17 protein-coding genes are annotated in these 17921 nt (G+C 63.8%); 5 read left to right on the forward strand and 12 right to left on the reverse strand.

Going from position 1 to position 17921, the window contains the following annotated elements; genetic code table 11:
• Positions 1–40: 40 nt before the first annotated feature.
• Positions 41–1171, forward strand: a complete 1131-nt coding sequence (locus ACDC66_RS11340) for an EAL domain-containing protein (RefSeq protein WP_376696837.1) — start codon at positions 41–43, stop codon at positions 1169–1171.
• On the opposite strand, the gene ACDC66_RS11345 is transcribed toward ACDC66_RS11340, so the two are convergent.
• From ACDC66_RS11345 to ACDC66_RS11395, 11 genes are read right to left on the reverse strand one after another with little or no spacing between them, the layout of a single operon-like run.
• On the reverse strand, positions 1132–2166 hold the full coding sequence (locus ACDC66_RS11345) for a lipid A deacylase LpxR family protein (RefSeq protein WP_376696838.1): 1035 nt from the start codon (positions 2164–2166) through the stop codon (positions 1132–1134). The two genes, ACDC66_RS11340 and ACDC66_RS11345, sit on opposite strands and share 40 nt — an antisense overlap.
• Entirely contained in the window at positions 2150–3154 is a 1005-nt protein-coding gene (locus ACDC66_RS11350; protein ID WP_376696839.1) for a tetratricopeptide repeat protein, read from the reverse strand. The genes ACDC66_RS11345 and ACDC66_RS11350 overlap by 17 nt, the downstream gene beginning before the upstream one ends.
• Entirely contained in the window at positions 3151–3594 is a 444-nt protein-coding gene (locus tag ACDC66_RS11355) for a cytochrome c-type biogenesis protein (RefSeq protein ID WP_376696840.1), read from the reverse strand. Before ACDC66_RS11355 ends, ACDC66_RS11350 begins: the two co-directional genes overlap by 4 nt.
• Complete coding sequence (locus ACDC66_RS11360) at positions 3591–4130, reverse strand: DsbE family thiol:disulfide interchange protein (protein WP_376696841.1); 540 nt, start codon at positions 4128–4130, stop codon at positions 3591–3593. The genes ACDC66_RS11355 and ACDC66_RS11360 overlap by 4 nt, the downstream gene beginning before the upstream one ends.
• Entirely contained in the window at positions 4127–6082 is a 1956-nt protein-coding gene (locus tag ACDC66_RS11365) for a heme lyase CcmF/NrfE family subunit (protein WP_376696842.1), read from the reverse strand. The genes ACDC66_RS11360 and ACDC66_RS11365 overlap by 4 nt, the downstream gene beginning before the upstream one ends.
• On the reverse strand, positions 6079–6528 hold the full coding sequence (gene ccmE, locus ACDC66_RS11370) for a cytochrome c maturation protein CcmE (RefSeq protein WP_376696843.1): 450 nt from the start codon (positions 6526–6528) through the stop codon (positions 6079–6081). The genes ACDC66_RS11365 and ccmE overlap by 4 nt, the downstream gene beginning before the upstream one ends.
• On the reverse strand, positions 6512–6682 hold the full coding sequence (ccmD, locus tag ACDC66_RS11375) for a heme exporter protein CcmD (RefSeq protein WP_376696844.1): 171 nt from the start codon (positions 6680–6682) through the stop codon (positions 6512–6514). Before ccmD ends, ccmE begins: the two co-directional genes overlap by 17 nt.
• Positions 6679–7449, reverse strand: a complete 771-nt coding sequence (locus ACDC66_RS11380; RefSeq protein ID WP_376696845.1) for a heme ABC transporter permease — start codon at positions 7447–7449, stop codon at positions 6679–6681. The genes ccmD and ACDC66_RS11380 overlap by 4 nt, the downstream gene beginning before the upstream one ends.
• Complete coding sequence (ccmB, locus tag ACDC66_RS11385; RefSeq protein WP_376696846.1) at positions 7446–8114, reverse strand: heme exporter protein CcmB; 669 nt, start codon at positions 8112–8114, stop codon at positions 7446–7448. Before ccmB ends, ACDC66_RS11380 begins: the two co-directional genes overlap by 4 nt.
• Positions 8111–8716 carry a heme ABC exporter ATP-binding protein CcmA gene (gene ccmA, locus ACDC66_RS11390; protein WP_376696847.1) on the reverse strand — a complete coding sequence of 202 codons (606 nt, stop codon included), beginning with the start codon at positions 8714–8716 and terminating at the stop codon, positions 8111–8113. The genes ccmB and ccmA overlap by 4 nt, the downstream gene beginning before the upstream one ends.
• Positions 8716–9189 carry a DUF3293 domain-containing protein gene (locus ACDC66_RS11395; RefSeq protein WP_376696848.1) on the reverse strand — a complete coding sequence of 158 codons (474 nt, stop codon included), beginning with the start codon at positions 9187–9189 and terminating at the stop codon, positions 8716–8718. The genes ccmA and ACDC66_RS11395 overlap by 1 nt, the downstream gene beginning before the upstream one ends.
• 121 nt (positions 9190–9310) lie before the next feature.
• Between ACDC66_RS11395 and gor the strand changes: the two genes are divergently transcribed.
• The 4 genes from gor (at position 9311) to ACDC66_RS11415 (ending at position 17245) form a co-directional block, all read left to right on the forward strand.
• The gene (gene gor, locus ACDC66_RS11400; protein WP_376696849.1) at positions 9311–10666 is read left to right on the forward strand and encodes a glutathione-disulfide reductase; all 1356 of its coding nucleotides are present in this window, start codon (positions 9311–9313) and stop codon (positions 10664–10666) included.
• Between the two features lie 43 nt (positions 10667–10709).
• On the forward strand, positions 10710–14765 hold the full coding sequence (locus tag ACDC66_RS11405) for a S8 family serine peptidase (protein ID WP_376696850.1): 4056 nt from the start codon (positions 10710–10712) through the stop codon (positions 14763–14765).
• Between the two features lie 90 nt (positions 14766–14855).
• Positions 14856–15599 (forward strand): glycosyltransferase family 2 protein, encoded by a 744-nt coding sequence (locus tag ACDC66_RS11410; RefSeq protein ID WP_376696851.1) that lies wholly within the window; start codon positions 14856–14858, stop codon positions 15597–15599.
• 56 nt (positions 15600–15655) lie between these two features.
• Positions 15656–17245 (forward strand): hypothetical protein, encoded by a 1590-nt coding sequence (locus tag ACDC66_RS11415; RefSeq protein ID WP_376696852.1) that lies wholly within the window; start codon positions 15656–15658, stop codon positions 17243–17245.
• On the opposite strand, the gene ACDC66_RS11420 is transcribed toward ACDC66_RS11415, so the two are convergent.
• Entirely contained in the window at positions 17208–17915 is a 708-nt protein-coding gene (locus tag ACDC66_RS11420) for a TVP38/TMEM64 family protein (protein ID WP_376696853.1), read from the reverse strand. The genes ACDC66_RS11415 and ACDC66_RS11420 overlap by 38 nt on opposite strands.
• Positions 17916–17921 lie beyond the last annotated feature (6 nt).

The raw sequence follows: 17921 nt of genomic DNA on the forward strand, positions 1-17921 counted from the left end.
TACGCGGATACTGCTTGTCAGAAACCGCGCGGGGGGTTGAATGACTCAGCGCTTTTACCTTGAAAGTTCCGGCAAGGACTCTAACCTGCCGCGACACATCCAACTCGACGAATTTCCGGCGACCGTGGGTCGCCACCCCGACTGCTTGATTCAGCTCTCGGTCGAGCGCCTGTCTCGGACACATGCGCGCTTCGATATGGACAATGACATCCTGACCGTGGAGGATCTGGGCAGCACCAACGGTACTTTCGTCAACCATGCACGCGTGGGCTCTCCGACCCGGCTGCAGGTGGGCGATGTGCTGCATCTCGCCGACCACGAGTTTCGGCTGATGGCGGAATCGCTGGCTCCTCAGGCGGGTCCCTCGCGAACGGGTGAGGAGACGATCGTGGGCATGCCGACCCTGCCCAGGGATTTCCCGCTGCACATGCCGGCGTTCTTCGAGTTACTCGAGCACCGGCAGGTGACCGGTTACGGGCAGCCGATCGTGACGGCCGCCGGCGATAGGTACGGGCTGGAGTTGCTCGGACGCAGTGAAAATCCCATGCTGGAAGAGGGGCCGGGTCAACTTTTTGCCTTGGCCGCAGCTCTCGATACCGAGGTTCGTCTCAGCCGGATGCTGCGTCGTCGCTGTTTCGAGCTGGCCAGCGAAGCCGGAATCGATATTCCGCTGTTTTTCAACAATCATCCCACCGAGTGCGAGGACATGGTCGCGCTGATGGACGAATTGCATGAGCTGCGTCGTATCCATCCCGACCTGCGCCTGGTGTTCGAAGTTCACGAGTCGGCGGTGACCGACCTGGGTGCCATGGCCGAGGTCAAGCAGGAACTCGCACGCATGGACATTGCCCTTGCCTACGACGATTTCGGTGCCGGGCAGGCCCGGCTGCTGGAGCTCGTCGAGGTGCCGCCGGACTACCTCAAGTTCGACATGGGGCTGATCCGGGAAATGACCGATCGCGACTCACCGCGCTATCGCCTGCTCGCGGAACTCAACCGGATGATCGCAGGCATGGGCGTGAGCACCTTGATCGAGGGGGTAGAGGACGAGGTTACCGCCGAACTTTGCCGCGAGATCGGCATCGACTACATGCAGGGATTCCTGTTCGGCCGACCCAGCCCCCTGAGCGACTACCACCAGAGCGAGAACGACAGCGCGCCGTACGTCTGACCTTCGGCCTGTTCGACGAACTCACGGTTCCGCCACACCTGCGTGTAGGCCAGTCGCAACGGTCCGCGGGTGTACACCAGGCCGCCGAAGACCTCCCCCACGTGCCGCTTGCGGCTGACGCCGTCGACGCCGCCAAAGGTGTTGCCCTCGATGAACAGGTCCCGGAATACGCGTCGACCCTCTATGCCCAGGTAGAGGTACCAGGACGGTTCTCGGCTGGGCATGAAGTAGCCGGCGCCCGAAATGGACGGTGTAATGCGTGGCGGTCCGTAGCCGCGGGGTAGATTGTGGCCGGCTCGCAGGAAGCCACCGGCGGCTACGTGGGTGTGCGCGTTGCCGAGCATGAGCCCGCCGATCCAGTTCGCATCCAGGCCGACGCCGCCCGGCTCTTCGTCCCCGATGGTGAAGAACCGCCTGATCCGATCATAGCCGACCTGCAGCGTGGGTTCGTTGCGAATCTGGGTGTCCCAGCCGATCGGCTCCGGTGAGTCGATGGCCGAGTGAATGGCTTTCTGTATTTCCTCGCCGTATGCCAGGGGACCGACGACGCCCAGGCCGACCTGTACCCGGTCAGCGCCTCGTTCGCTGGTGGTGCCGGTCGCGAATTGCACGTTCAGCCAGGCGGCATAGGGGCGATCGTCGGGCGGGAACTGCGGGTCGTCGATATCCCTCGGGGTGTAGAGGTTGTGGCTGATCGACAATCGGTACGGCAGGGCGTCGGCGTCATCAATGCCCGGAAATCGCCGTGCTACCTCTTCCAGCCATGATGGCGGCGTGCGCACCTGGCCGATGCGCGACAGGCGAATGCCGTTGGTGTAGTAGCGGTCTTCGTCGACAAAGATATCGTTTTCGTACTCGACGATCCAGATGGCGTGTTCTTCGAGATTGTCGTTATTGCCGTCGGCCGAGCCGGTCTGTCCGACGGCATGGACGGATGCAGTCAGAACGAGGGCAGCGGCCAGCCCCCGGCATGTGGCCTTACCGAACCTGGTCAATGATTATCTCCGCAGGAATGGTCTCGGAATCGATCGGCAGTACATCGCTCTGGCCCTCGAAGTCACCTTCTGACGGCATGGCATCCCCGCTGAACGAGACCCGGGCTGTGACAACCACGGTCTCGGCCGAGGACAGGCCGCTGCCTTCGATCATGGCGTCACCGTCGTCAATGGTCAGCTCGACCGGCAGCTGGTCGGCACGCAGCCTGCGCACGGCCAGCGGCGGACCACCGCTGCTGCGGCGCACGGCCACGAAGACCGTTTCGTTGCCTTCGAGCCGGCCCGCAAGTTGCTCGTCGATGCCGACTGACAACACCAGTGCGGGGCCATCGTCGGTCGCGTCGCCGGTTGCCGACTCCGCTTCCGGCCCGCCCGATCGTGCAGCTGCCAGGTACTGCTCGACGGTGCCGCGTACGCTGCTCTCGCTCGGCAGCACCGAGAGCAGGTGTTCGAATCGATCAATCGCGGCCGGCCACGCTTCGCGCTGGAAAGCATCCAGGCCCAGCAGCCAAAGCGCCTTCTGGCTGTCGCCTTCGGCCGCGGTCTCGAGCAGGTGTCGCGCCTCGTCCGGCAGTTGTGCTTCGCCGGATGCATAGAGCAGGGTTTCGCCCAGTTCGGCCCGGAGAAAGTCGGCGTCGTTGTCGATGTAAAGGGCCCGGCGGAAGGCGTGCTCGGCCGAGCCGAATTCTTCAAGTCTCTTGTAGGCCAGGCCCAGGCGCGTCCAGTGCTCCGAGTTTTCGGGCTCGCGCATGGCTTGCCGCGCCATGTCGGTGACCGCCGAACGGATCTGGCCGGTTTCCCCGGTATCGGGCTTGATGGCGGCAGGCGTGCCGACCAGTGTGTAGACGGCCAGCGTTGCGGCCGGCACGACAACGATCAAGGTAGCGATCATCGCCCTGTGCCGGCCTCCCAGCAGCGGTACGACAACGAAAGCGAGCGCCAGCAGCACTGCGCTGACGGCGACGAAAAGAAAAATCGGATCGCTCAAAGTGCCGTTCTCCGTTTGCGTATGACAAATCCGGCCGTGACCAGGCCGACCAGCAGCAGGGCCAGCGGTCCGCCCCATAACAGCAGGGTGTGCCCGGCCAATGGCGGGCGGTAGAGGACATAGTCGCCGTAGCGTTCGACCATGAAGTTGCGAATTTCCTGATCGCTGCGATTGTCCTGCAGCATGCGGAAAACTTCGTCGCGCAGATCCGTGGCCAGCGGCGCGTCGGAATCGGCCAGCGACTGGTTCTGGCACACCGTGCAACGCAGCTCCTCGACCAGCGCCTTGAAACGCTGCCGCTGCAACTCGCTTTCGAAATCATAGGGTTCGATCGCCGACCCCAGGGCCATACCGGACACCAACAGCACCACAAGCAATGCCGCAGCCTTCCGGAGCCCGCCCTGAACGCTGAACCCTGAACCCTGAACCCTTGTTTTCATGATTCCGCCTCCGCGGCCAATTCCATGGCCCGCCGCATCAGATCCTCGAACACGGTCGCGTCGATCGGCCCGATATGCTTGTGCCGGATGATGCCCTCATGGTCGACCAGGAAGGTTTCCGGTGCACCGTAGACGCCCAGGTCGATCGCGACCTTGCCCTCGAAGTCGACCAGGTGTTGATCCCAGGCATCGCCGAACTGGTTGATCCAATCGAGGGCGTCATCGCGCTCGTCCTTCCAGTTGAAGCCGACCAGGTCGATCGGCGCTTCGCTTCCGAGGCGCTCGACGAAGGGATGCTCGACACGACAGGCCCAGCACCAGCTGCCCCAGACATTGAGGATGAACGGTTTGCCCAGCAGGTCGGCCCGGCTGGTGACCGTATCGGGGTCGTTCAGGCCGGGCAGGGTGAAGTCGGGCACCGGCTTTCCGACCAGGGGCGATTGCACCAGCTTGCGATCGTCGCTCGTCTGCAGGCCGGCAATCAACAGGCCGACGAGGGCCAGGAAGACGCCGAGCGGGATCAGCATCCGGATCATGCCGCCGCCTCCGCCTCTGAACTCGCCTGTGGGCTTGTTCTTCGCTTGCCACGATAGCGTTTGTCGCTTGCCGCGAGCAGGCCACCCAGGCCGATCAGCACCGCGCCGCCCCAAATCCAGCGCACGAAGGGCTTGACGTGCAGGCGGACGCTCCAGGCGCCGCTATCGCCCAGTTTCTCGCCCATGGCGATGTAGAGGTCGCGGAACACGCCCGGCTTGAGCGCGACCTGCGTCATGGTCTGCCCGCCGCGGTGATAGAGCCGCTTCTGCGGGGCCATGCGCGCGATCTCGCGCTCGCCGCGGTGGATCTGGAAGCGTGCCTCGTCGGCCCGCCAGTTGGGGCCCTTGACCTGGACCACCTCCTGCAGGGTAAAGCGATATCCCGCTGCCTCGACAGTCTCGCCCGGGGCAATGCGAATGTCGCGTTCGAAAGTGTGGGCCTCGACCATGGCGACGCCGATCAGGAAGACACCGGCGCCGCCGTGGGCAAGTACCATGCCCCACTGGTGCCGGGCCAGGCCCGAGCGGCTGGCGCGGGCGGTGCGAAGCGCGTATGCGGCGGCGCCGCCGAGCAGCCAGAAGCCGCCGATCCAGCCGGTTACGGCGCGCAGGCTCCAGCTGCCGAGCCAGGCGCAGACAATCAGCGCGAGGATGATCGAAACAACCGCCGTGGCCGCCAGAGGTCGGGCGACGCGCATGAAGCCGTCGCGCTTCCAGCGAGTGAAGGGCCCCAGCGGCAGCAGCAGCACGACCGGCGTCATCAACAGGACAAACATGGCGCCGAAGTAGGGCGGGCCCACGGAAATCTGGCCCCAGCCCATGAAGTCGATGATCAGGGGATAGAGCGTGCCCAGCAGCACCATGGCGGCCGACACGGTGAAAAAGACGTTATTGAGGAGCAGCGCCGACTCACGACTGACCCAGTCGAAGCCCTCACCGGTCATGATGCGGGGTGCGCGCAGGGCATACAGGACAAGCGCGCCGCCGGTGACCACGCCCATGAAGACCAGGATGAACAGGCCGCGCTCGGGATCGTTGGCGAAGGCGTGTACCGAAGTCAGCACGCCCGATCGGACCAGGAAGGTGCCTAGCAACGACATCGAGAAGGCCGCGATTGACAGCAGCACGGTCCAGGCGGGGAAAGCGCCGCGTTTTTCCGTAACCGCCTGGGAGTGAATCAGGGCGGTGCCGATCAACCAGGGAATGAAAGACGCGTTCTCGACCGGATCCCAGAACCACCAGCCGCCCCAGCCGAGCTCGTAATAAGCCCACCACGAGCCCAGCGCGATGCCGAAGGTCAGGAAAGCCCAGGCCGCCAGGGTCCAGGGCCGCGACCAGCGCACCCAGTCGCGCTCGACCTTGCCGCCGATCAGTCCGGCGATCGCGAAGGCGAAGGCCACCGCGAAGCCGACGTAGCCCATGTAGAGCAGCGGCGGATGGAAGATCATGCCGACGTCCTGAAGCAGCGGATTCAGATCGCGGCCGTCGATGGGGCCGGGCAGTATGCGCTCGAAGGGATTGGACGTGAACAGGATGAACAGCAGGAAGCCGACCGAGATCATGCCCATCACCGACAGCACGCGGGCGGTGAACACTTTCGGGACCGAGCGCGAAAACGCGGCGACGGCCAGCATCCAGCCGCCGAGCAGCAGCATCCACAACAACAGCGAGCCTTCGTGGCTGCCCCAAACGGCGGACAGCCGGTAGTACCAGGGCAGCAGCAGGTTGGAGTGCATGGCCACGTAGGTGACCGTGAAATCATGCTGCAGGAAGGCTACCGCCAGGGCCGCGAAAGCGCCGGCGAGGAAAACGAACTGCCCGATCGCGAGCGAAGGGGCAAGCTTCATCAGGGCTTCGTTGCCGCGCTGCGCGCCGATCATCGGCAGCACCGAGAGCAGCGCGGCCAGCACCAGCGCCAGGATCAGCGAAATCTGTCCGAATTCTGCACTCATTGCTTCGAGGCCTCGGGTGGATGGCCGGCGGCTTCCAGTGATTTCATCACTTCCGGCGGCATATAGGTTTCATCGTGTCGGGCCAGCACCTCGTTGGCGTGGAAATGCCCGTTCTCGTCGAGGCGGCCGTGGGCGATCACGCCCTGTCCCTCTCGAAAGAGGTCGGGCAGGATGCCCTCGAAGGTCACCGGCACGTCGTGGCGACCGTCGGTGACGGTGAACTGAACCGCCAGGCTGTCGGGTTCACGATTGACCGAACCTGCCGCCACCAGGCCGCCGAGGCGGATCTGCCTGTCTTCCGGGGCCGCGGCGGCGTGGACGTCGGTCGGGCTGACGAAGTAGAGCATATTGTCGTTGAGCGCGGTGAGTGCCACGGCGGTGGCTGCACCAACGCCGAGGACGATCAGCGCGACAATGACGAGTCGTTTCTTACGCGTCGGGGTCATCGTAGTTTCCGCTTTGCAGGGCCAGTTCCTCACGCAGTTCGGCGACAATGCGCCGCCTGCGCAGGCGTGGCTGGATGAATTGCCAGGCCATGACCACGGCGAAAAGGCCGTAGCTGGTCCAGACGTAAAAGGCGTAGTCGAGTTGCGGGATCATGCGCTGTCTCCCGTTGCGTCCTCGCGGACAAGCTGTCGCATCCAGTTCTTGCGCCGGTCCTGGTCGAGCAGGTCGTTGCGGGCGCGATCGAGCAGGGCCGCCCCGAACATCAGTTTCACTCCCACCGTCATCCAGATCAGCGGCGGCAGCATGCTCGGATGCATGCGTGACTCGCCCAGCAGGCGAATGGTCGCGCCCTGGTGCAGCGTGGTCCACCATTCGACCGAGAAGTGAATCAGTGGGATGTTCACCAGACCCACGAGCACAAGGATACAGGCCACCCGTGCACCCTTGCGTCGATCCTCGAAGGCGGCGTAAAGGCCCATGATGCCGAGATAGATGAACAGCAGCACGAGCATCGAGGTCAGGCGCGCGTCCCAGGCCCACCAGGTGCCCCACATCGGCTTGCCCCAGAGCGAGCCGGTGGCCAGGCAAAGCGCGGTGAAGGCCGCACCCACGGGGGCGGCGGCCATGGTCATGATCTCGACGGTGCGTATGCGCCACACCAGCGCGATCACTGCCAGGACGGCCATGATCACGTAGCCGGCCATGGCCTGCCAGGCCGCCGGCACGTGGATGTAGAGAATGCGATAGCTGTCGCCCTGCTGGTAGTCGGGCGGGACGACGTAGAGCGCCTGGTAAAGGCCGACGACGGCGCAGGCCAGGAAGCCGGCCCAGAGCCAGGGCGAGAGAATCCGGCAGAGCTTGTGGAAGGTCGGTGGCGAGCCGAGCCGGTGGAAGCCGACTTTCAGGCGATGGAAGATCATTCGATGTTCAACCTCAAAGCAGCAGTGGTGGCCAGCGGGACCAGGGTAACGGCCAGGATCAGCAGCGCCGCCAGAAGACCGAGGTGCGCCCTCGCTGTAAACCCTTCCGCGGCCGCGGCGACGCCGCCGGTGGCGAAGATCAGCACCGGAACAACCATCGGGAACACCAGGATGGACAACAGGACGCTGCCACGGTTCGTTCCAAGCGTCAGGGCGCTGGCCAGGCCGCCCACCAGGCTGAGTATCGGTGTGCCGATGAGCAGGCTCAGCATCAAGGTGCCGAGTGCCTGGTCGGGAAGATAGAGCATTTCAGCCGCCAGCGGCGCGAATACGATGACCGGCAAACCGGTGATCAGCCAGTGACTGAAAAGGCGTGTGATGATCAGGGCAGCGGGCGAGGTCGACCCGACCCACCATTGCTCCAGCGTGCCGTCCTCGAGATCCGGCCGGAACAGCTGCTCCAGGGCGAGCAGGCTGGCGAGCAGGGCAGCGACCCAGATCATGCCCGGTGCGATGCTGGCCAGCAGGTTGGGGCCCGGGCCGACACCGAGTGGAACGAGGATGATGACCGCGAACAGGAAGATCAGCGGCATCAGCGACTCGCCGCCGTGACGCAATGCCAGGCGCAGGTCTCGTTTGAGCAGGGCGGTCATCTGCGCGATCATCCGGTCTCTCCCGCGTGGCGCCGCACGACGAGTACTTGCGGTTCGCTGTCGATCTCGGGCTGGCGTTGATGGGTAGAGAGAACGACTGAACCGTCGCGCCCGATATGCTCGGCCAGCAGGGCATCAACCAGGGCGCAGCCGTCGTCGTCGAGGCTGGCGTAGGGCTCGTCGAGCAGCCAGACGGCGGCCGGGGCGACCAGGAGGCAGGCCAGGCCCAGGCGGCGTTTCTGGCCGGCCGAAAGATTGCGTGCCGGGCGCAGGCCCAGGCCCGCCAGGCCGACTCGCGCCAGTGCCCGGTTGTTTGCCAGGCCGCTGGCCGTGCCGTGGAAGCGGCGACGAAAGTCCAGGTTCTCGCGACAGCTCAGATCGCCTTTGACCGCGGCCAGGTGGCCGAGGAAGCTGATGGTGGCGTGGCGCTCTACGGTGCCGGCGCTTGGCCGCAGAATACCGGCGAGCAGGCGCAGCAGCGTGGTCTTGCCCGAGCCGTTGGCGCCACGCACGATCAGGGCGCGCCCGCCTTTGACTGAAAGATCGACCGGTTCGAAAACCGGCTCGCCGGCACGCGAGAAGGTGGCCTGGCGTGTCTCCAGCAGGGTGCGCATCAGTTGACCCGGCGGGCCCAATCGGGCAGGGTTTGCGGCCATTGTTCTCCGAACAGGCGAAGCCGTGCAGGCTCACCGGCGCGGCCGGTAACGATGGCGGCCTGGCCGAACCACTCGGCCAGGGTATCCAGCTCGGACAGGTCGGCACCGACGATCAGCACGGCGATCTCGTCCGGCCATTCGCCGCCAGGGTCACGATTGACGGCCGGATACGTCTCGAGACCGAGGCGGGCTAGGGTATCCAGCAGCAGTCGGTGTTGCTTTTCATTGACTGCATCGTCAACCTGCCGCGCGTTCGGATTGAAGGCCGTAATGATCGCCCACGGTCGCCGGGCCAGGGCTTCGTCCACACCCTCATGCTGCCGGCCGGGGCGGACAACGTAGTCGCTGCCGGCGACTCGAACCCGGTAGTCCGTGGCCGAAAAGGCTTGCAGGAGTTCCTCCGGCGATTGGCTGGCGACGTCAGTATTCATCGACTCTCGGGTATGGGCCGGGATAATGACCGGTTGTGCGGTCTGCTGGGGTAGTATTTTACCGCGTGGCGCAACCACGACATGACCTGAATCAAACCCGTAAATAAAATACATGATTGGAATGCCAAGCTTTGACTTTGATCTTTTCGTGATCGGCGCCGGCTCCGGCGGCGTTCGTGCCTCGCGCATTGCCGCCGGTCACGGCGCCCGTGTGGCTGTCTGCGAGGAATCGCGGGTCGGCGGCACCTGCGTGATCCGCGGCTGCGTGCCCAAGAAGCTGCTGGTGTTCGCCGCTCAGTTTTCCGAGCATTTTGCCGACGCAGCCGGCTACGGTTGGGACGTGGGGGCGTCGTCCTTTTCCTGGCCGGACCTGATCGCCGCCAAGGATCGCGAGATCGACCGCCTCGAGGGTATCTACCACAAGCTTCTGGCCAACGCCGGCGTTACCCTTTTCGAGGGGCGCGGCCGGCTGATCGATCGCCACACAGTCGAGGTGGGCGGCCGGCGCGTGACCGCCGGGAAGATCCTGATTGCCACCGGCGGCCGGCCGTGGGTGCCGGATATCCCGGGCGCCAAGCTTGGTATCACCTCGGATGAGGCCTTTCATCTGGAGTCTCTGCCCAAGCGCATCCTGATCGCCGGTGCGGGCTATATCGCGGTCGAGTTCGCCGGAATATTCAACGGCATGGGCAGCGAGGTCACGCTGGCCTACCGCCGTGACCTGATTCTGCGCGGCTTCGACGACGATGTCCGCCATGCGGTGGAGGCTGGCATGCGCGGGCGCGGCATCGATATCCAGTACCATTGCGCGCCGGCGCGCCTGGAACGAAGTGCCGATGGTATCGAGGTGACGTTCTCCGATGATCGTTCTGCGACCTTCGACTGCGTGATGTTCGCCACGGGTCGCTCGCCTTATACATGGGACCTCGGCCTGCAAGATGCGGGCGTGCGTACCGGTGCGGGGAATCGCATCGAGGTCGACGAGTACAACCGCACCAGCGTGGACAACGTCTTCGCCGTGGGCGATGTCACCGATCGCGTGAACCTCACGCCCGTGGCCCTGATGGAAGGACATGCTCTTGCCGACACGCAGTTCGGCGGCATGGACCGCCCCGTCGAGCACGCCAACGTGCCTGCGGCGGTCTTCAGCCAGCCCCCGGTGGGTACGGTGGGTCTCAGCGAGTCGGAGGCCAGGGAGTCCTTCGAAGCGGTGGACGTGTACCGGTCGGCGTTTACGCCAATGAAATATACTCTGAGTGGAAGACAGGAAAAGGGGGTGATGAAGCTGGTGGTCGACGCGGCCACCGATCGGGTGCTGGGTTGCCATATGGTGGGCCCCGATGCGCCGGAAATCGTCCAGGGCTTTGCCGTGGCGGTCCGGGCGGGCCTGACCAAAACCGATTTCGATCGCACCGTCGGCATCCACCCGACCAGCGCCGAAGAACTCGTCACGCTCCGGCAGCGGGTCGAAGTCTAACGCAAAGAATTAAATCCAAGGTTCAGACAAAGGCGAATTAAAGATGAAACTAGTGCTTCGATATCTGCTGGCGGCCATTCTGCTCACCCTCGCTTCGACGGCATGGGCGGGAAAGGCATCCGTTCCGATCGCCAATCAATGGATCGTGGAACTGGAGGCGCCGCCAACGCTGGAATTCACCGGTTCGCGAGCGATGCAGTTGCAGTCGGCCGACGGCAAGGCGGCCAAGGGGCTGGCCGCGACCGCGCCCTCGGTAACGGGCGCACGCAAACTCGACGTGCAGTCGCCGGCGGTGCGGGACTACGTGCAACAACTCGATGGCGAGCGCCAGGCCATCATGCAACGTGCCCGGGAACGACTCGGTCGTGATCTCAGGCCGAGCGCCGTCTATCGTCATGTGCAGAACGGTTTCGCCGTCGAAATGAACGCCGAGGAAGCGGCAGAACTGGCTCGTGTCGCGGGTGTGAAGTCCGTACGCCAGGATATTGCCTACCCGATGCTGCTGGATGAAGGTCCGAATCTGATCGGCGCCCCCGCGCTCTGGGCGGGCCAATCCGACGCCGGCATGACGCGCGGCGAGGAAGTCGTCATCGGCATCATCGACAGCGGCATCAACTGGGATCATCGCTATTTCTCGGACGATCCTTCTCTAGCTAACGGTCACGAATACACCAACCCCAAGGGGGAGCAGTTCGGCGAATGCAGCAAGGCCAGCGTGCCCTGCAACGACAAGCTGATCGGCGTGTACAACTTTGCCGACGAAGGCACCAACGGTCGCGATCCCGACGGTGAGGGCCACGGCTCGCACGTGGCGTCCATCGCCGCGGGTAATCGCTGGCGCTTCTCGCTTCAGGACATACCGGGCCGGTCGTTCAACACGTCTGGTGTCGCGCCGCATGCGAACATCATTTCGTACAAGGTGTGTTTCCTGGAGCATCCGGACGATGATGAGCTCGATGGCAAGTGTGTCGGCAGCGCCATTTCGCAGGCGCTCGACCAGGTGATCGAGGACGGTGTCGATATCGTGAACTACTCGATCGGCGGCGATGCCGCGAATCCCTGGAACGAACTGCAGTCATTTCTGAATGTCCGCTCGGCCGGCATTCTTTTCGTCAGTTCGGCCGGCAATTCCGGGCCGGGGCGTGGAACGATCTCCTCACCCGCCAGCGCTCCGTGGGTCATGAGTGTGGCCAGCAATACGCACCGGCGCCGGGTCGGCAATCGGGCCCGGGTTGCCGGTGAGTCGGACATCCTGGTCGAGCCGGGCTCGGGCCCCGCGCTTGAAGACGATCTTACGGCGCCTGTCATCGCAGTGGATGAGCTCGGTGACGGCCTGCTCGGTTGTCAGCCGTTTCCCGAAAATTCGCTGGATGGGGCGATTGCCTTCATTCAGCGTGGCGAATGCACCTTCGAAGCCAAGGTCGGGCATGCAACCGACGCTGGTGCCGTTGGCGTGCTTGTCTTCAATAACGTTTCGGGCCCGGCCATCGTCATGGGGGGGCTCGAGGAGACGACGATTCCGGCCGCAATGATGCCGCTTGTGCAAGGCGATGCAGCTCTTGATTCGATCAGGAGTAGTAGTTCGGCACCTTCGGCCACGATGTTTTCGGAACGGGCGGCTGTGACCGGCGATGAACTGGAAGACATCGTGTCCGATTTCAGTTCCCGCGGTCCCGCCCAGGAGTCCCCGAACGTGCTCAAACCCAATGTCAGTGCGCCGGGGCAATTTATCCTCGGCGGGTTTGTGCCGGACGAAAACTCGATTGCCTTTCTCAGCGGCACGTCCATGGCCAGCCCGCACGTGGCCGGCGCGGCGGCCCTGTTGAAGTCGCTCAATCCGGACTGGACGCCCGATATCCTGCAGTCGGTGCTGGAGACCACGGCGGAAGTCGAGGGGATGACCTTCAACGAGGGCCCGACAACGACACTGGACCGCGGTAACGGCCGGATCCGGGTGGACCTGGCAGCCGAGGCCGGTCTCTACCTGCCGGTCAGCACCAGCGATTTCCAGAACGCCAACCCTGCAAGCGGCGGCGATCCCGGCGAGCTTAATCTGGCCGGCGTTTACGCCGAGGATTGTGCGCAGGGCTGCCAATTCACGCGCACGGTCAGAGCGCTGGGTGACGACAGCTGGACGGTCAGTGTGGAAGGCGACCTTGATGTGGAGGTTGAACCCCAGAGCTTCGAGCTGAATGAAGGTCAGAGCCAGACTCTGGCCATTACGATCAACAGCGGCCAGATTCCTCTGGGCGCAACCCCCGAAAGCGCCGTTTTGCTGCGGCCTGCAGGTGATCATTCCATGCAGAAGCTGAGGGTCGCAACAACGCGCAGCACAGACCTGGAAGTGGCATCCAACCGGGGTCAGGCCAGCATCGCCATGCCGGCCGAATCGGCTCTTCCCGAGGCGGTATTCCGCACCAGCCCCTTGGTCAAGCCGACGCGTGAATCGTTCGGCCTGGTCCAGGATGCAATATCCAGTGATCCGTATTCCGGCACCGAGGGGCGCAAGACCTTCCTGCTCGAAGCGAGCGAGAACACCCTGGTGTTGTTTGCCGAAGTCATCAGCTCTTCGGCGGCGGATATTGATCTGTTCGTGGGTTTCGACGAGAACGGCAATGGGGTCGCCGAATCGGCCGAGGAAGAATGCCGGTCGACCAGCCCGGATGAACTGGAGGACTGCCTGATCAAGATGCCGGAAGCAGGGCAGTGGTGGGTACTGGTACAGAATTGGGAAGCATCGGCTTCAGGCATTGAAGATTCCGTGGAGCTGGACATGGCGGTGCTCGATGCCGCCGATGATTCCAGTTTCGTTGCATCCGGGCCGGGCAAGCACGACGGTGGTCCGTTGAACATCGACCTGTATTGGGACCAGCCGGCCATGCTGCGGGACGAGCGCTGGATCGGCGTGGTCGGCTTTGCCAGCACGCCGGATTTGCTGGCGGATATCGATGCTGTGCCGGTCTACGTCAGCCGGACGGGAAGCAATACGCCGCAGTCGACCGCCCTGTTCGACGGCGAGACGCGCTCGGTGGTCATTCCGGGCGATACAGCCCACGATCTGCTGTTTGTCGACGTGCCGCCGTCGGCAAGTGGTCTTGAAATCGACATTCAGGGCCAGAACGGGATCGAAGGTGCGCTTTATCGCTTGGATCATGACGACATCGCCGGTTTTGCACCGGAAACGCCCCCGGCACCCGTCAGCGGGTCCCTGGCCAGCGGCAGCGGTTCGAGCACCGGCTTCAGCCTGAACCATGCCGCAGGCGTCGGCTTAACGATTGAGCCCGGCCGGTACTACATCGTGCTGGACAACCCGCTGAGCGCTGAGCGTCGTGTCGACGTCTCGGTCTCGATCGTTGAAAGCGACGACGCTGCGCTGTCTCGCTTTGGTCTCTACAGCCCGCGCGATCGCATAATCAACCAGGGCTTCGAATGGAACGCCGGCGCGGCCGGTCTGGTGGTGTGGTACAGCTACGACGAAGACGGCCTGCCCGTCTTCTACAACGCGGCCGGGCCGATCGACGAGAATCGCTCGACCTGGCAGAACGACCTGCTGAGAACCACCAGCATCGGGGTGCGCAACAACATCAATACCGTCGGCCGCCTGGGAATTACTGCTCTTGGAGAAGAGGACATGATCGTCTCCTGGCGGCTCAATGGGGCCCACGGTTCCGAGCGACTGGGGCCGGACAGCGCGCCCACATGTCCGACGGTCGGCGGCGCGCCGGTCAGTTACGGCGGCCACTGGTTCGCACCCGGCCAGGCTCAGGGCGGCACGACGGTCATCGTCAACGAGTCCTTCCAGGCGCAGGTGCGGTACTACTTCGACGACCTCGGTGTCGGGCGCTGGGTGATAAGCAGCACCCGATCGGGAGACGGACCGCTGGCTGAAGAGCTGGACGTCCTGGAGTTGCGCGGATTCTGCCCAAGCTGCGATGAAGAACCGGTGACCTTCGAGCAGGTGGGCACCTATTCGCGAGTCTTTGAGGACGAGGACAGCGCGACCGAAACGCTTGTGTTCGAGTCGGGTCCACCCCTCAACCAGGAGTATTCGACCGAGGTCGACATCGAGAAGCTCTCCGTGCGCCAGGCATGTCAATAAGGGCAGCGGCAACCGCCGGTGGGCTACTGATTATGCCGGCCGGCGGTTGCTGTCATTCGAATTGAGGTTTGATCCGTTGGGAAGGTCCAGATGATCCGGGGTCACAAGGTCGTGGTGGTCATGCCCGCCTACAACGCTGCCCGAACGCTTGAGCAAACGCTGGCGGAAGTGCCGCGCGACCTGGTTGACGACATCGTCCTGGTGGACGATGCCAGCCAGGACGATACCGCTGATCTGGCGCGCAAGCTGGGCGTTGAACACGTGATTCGCCACGACGAGAATCGGGGCTACGGTGGCAACCAGAAGACCTGCTACCGCGCCGCACTCGACCTGGATGCAGACATCGTCGTCATGCTGCACCCTGATTACCAGTACAGCCCGCGCCTGATTCCGGCGATGGCCGAGCTGATTGCCAGCGGCCTGTTCCCCGTCGTGCTGGGCTCGCGGATTCTCGGTGGTGGTGCCATCAGCGGCGGCATGCCGGTCTACAAGTACGTCGCCAATCGCCTGCTGACGGCCTTCCAGAACCTGTGCACCGGCGCCAAGCTTTCCGAGTACCACACCGGTTATCGGGCGTTCTCCGGCGAACTTCTTTCGGAGCTCGACCTGGATGCCAACTCCGATGATTTCATTTTCGACAACCAGGTCCTGGCGCAGGTCCTGGCGCGCGGCTCTCGGATCGGCGAAGTCACCTGTCCGACGCACTATTTCGGTGATGCCTCGTCGATCAATTTCAAGCGCTCGGTAATCTACGGGCTTGGCGTGATCCGGGTTTCGCTGCAGCACCTGATGGGTCGAACGGGACTGATTCGTTCCCGCTTTTTCGACTCGTGACGGCCGGCTCGATCCAGCCAGGCCGTCCGGTCGCTCTGTTCCTTTGGGTGTTGGTGGTGGCGGCCGGTGCGTGGTTGCGCTTCTGGCAGCTCGATATCCAGATCCTGCTCGATGACGAGTGGCACGCACTGCATCGGCTCATGCAGGCCGGCTATGCCGAGATCTTCCTGTCATTCGGTCACGCGGACTACAGTATTCCGCTGACCCTGCTGTTTCGCGGGTTGGCCGATTCCATCGGTCTTGCCGAGTGGCAAATGCGCTTTTTGCCGATGATATTCGGCTTGGCCGCAATCGTGATTGTGCCCGCGCTGCTCAGGCCATGGCTGCGATCGGCCGAGCGATTGAGCCTGGGTGCGCTGATCGCGATTTCGCCGCTTCTGATTCACTTTTCGCGTTTCGTGCGCCCGTATGCGCTGGTGGTGTTGCTCGGGTTTGCAGCGATCATTTTGTTATGGCAGTGGTGGCGGCATGGTGGGCGCTCACGGGCGATCGGTTTCTTCCTCTGCGCCGTCACGGCGGCCTGGCTGCATCCGCTAACGGCTTTGTATACGGGAACGGCCCTGACCTGGTTTGCCGTGGCCGGCATTCATCGCTGGCGCCGGGGCGGCGGGTCGCGTCCGTTCTGGTCCGTGATGATCCTGGGCGGGTTGACGACGGCCGCTTGCAGTGCCTTGATCCTGCCGCCCCTGCTGGCCGATACGGCATCGATTGCGGTCAAGGCCGGAAAACACTCGATTGAACTGCACACGCTGAGCCGGACCTGGGAGATGGTGCTCGGCATCGGCAGTCCCTGGCTTGCTGCAGCGCTGGCCGTGCCGGTGATTGTCGGCGCGCGCATCCTGTGGCTGCGGGATCGAAGTTTTCTGTGCTTCTGGCTGGTGTTGACCCTGGTTGCCGGCGTCATCATCCAGATCCTGGGGCCCGAATGGGTTCGCAATGCCCTGGTGCTGGTGCGCTACACCGTCATCTCCATGCCTCTGATCCTGGCCCTGCTGGCGATCGGGTTGGTGCGAATCGTGACGCTTGCGATCACTCGCTTGCGGGGCGAGCCTGCCTGGGCGAAGGCGGTGTGCGTGTCTGCCGTGGCGGGGCTGTACCTTGCCGGCCCGCTGCCGGCGACCTACAGCGGCGTCAACCAGTTCACCAACTCGGTGCGCTACCAGATCGATTACAACTTCGAGCGCAGTATTTTTAACTCGATCATGACGCCGTTGGAGGTCCCGGCGTTCTACCACGAGATGGCGGACGCGCCCGGACAATGGCGCCTGATCGAGGCCGCCTGGCATTTCGAAACGCACTTCACGCCGATTTCCGAGTACCAGCGCTCCCATCAGCTTCCGATCCACATCGGCATGATCAGCGGGCTTTGCACCGACTGGACCTGGGGTGAGCTCCAGCCGGAAAGCGAATTCGAAATCGAATTGGGTCGTTTCGTCTTCCTGGAAGATGTGCTGGAGGCCGAAGACGGCATCAACCGCTTCGTCGTCTTCCCGCTCAGCAACCCCTTCGAGCATGAGCGACGTTCGCTGCCCGATCTCCAGCCCTGCATCGACGCGTTTTCGGATCGGTTCGGTCCGCCCTGGCACGAGAGCGAGGACTTCGTCGTCTTCAGGATTCCGGCGTCAGACCCGGAACGTGATTCCTGAGTAGCCAGGAGATGGAGATCAACACGACGACGCCCAGCATGGGCAGGCCGATCTCGGGTTTGAGCAGGATGGCCGGTGACATGACTTCCTGGGCCTCGATTAAGGTCTCCAGTCCTGAGCCGACTCCGCCGTAGACAATGGCCGAAGGGGTAAGGCCGACCAGCGAGGCAACCAGGAAGCGCACGAAATCGATTCGCGTGATGGCCGCCCCGGCGTTGACGGCGAAGCAGGGCGCGACGGGCACGATGCGCAGCAGCGTGACGTAGAACACGGCGTTGCGGTCCATGATTTCGAGCGCGGTCCGGGTCCGCCCCTTGCGCAGGAAGGAACTGTCTTCGCGCACGCCCAGCAGTCGCATCAGTGAGAAAGTGAGTACTGCGCCCAGAACCATGCCGGCGAGAGCGGCGGCCGAGCCGACCCAGGCACCGAACAGGAAGCCCCCTGTGACCGTGAAAACCGTCGCAAGCGGCAGCGTCATCGTGATCAGTACGGCAAAGGCGAGGATATAGGCGACCACGCCCGGCCAGAAATGGCTGGCCACGACGCCTTCCAGACTTCCGAGTAACCGAAGTACGGATTCCTGGCCCAGATCGGTCAATGCCACCGTGAAAGCAAGCACGATCGAAATCGTCAGTGCGACCAGGGCCAGGGTGATGGGCTTATGTTGCATGAGCGA

This window comes from Wenzhouxiangella psychrophila (genome assembly GCF_042310375.1).
GTDB lineage: Bacteria > Pseudomonadota > Gammaproteobacteria > Xanthomonadales > Wenzhouxiangellaceae > Wenzhouxiangella.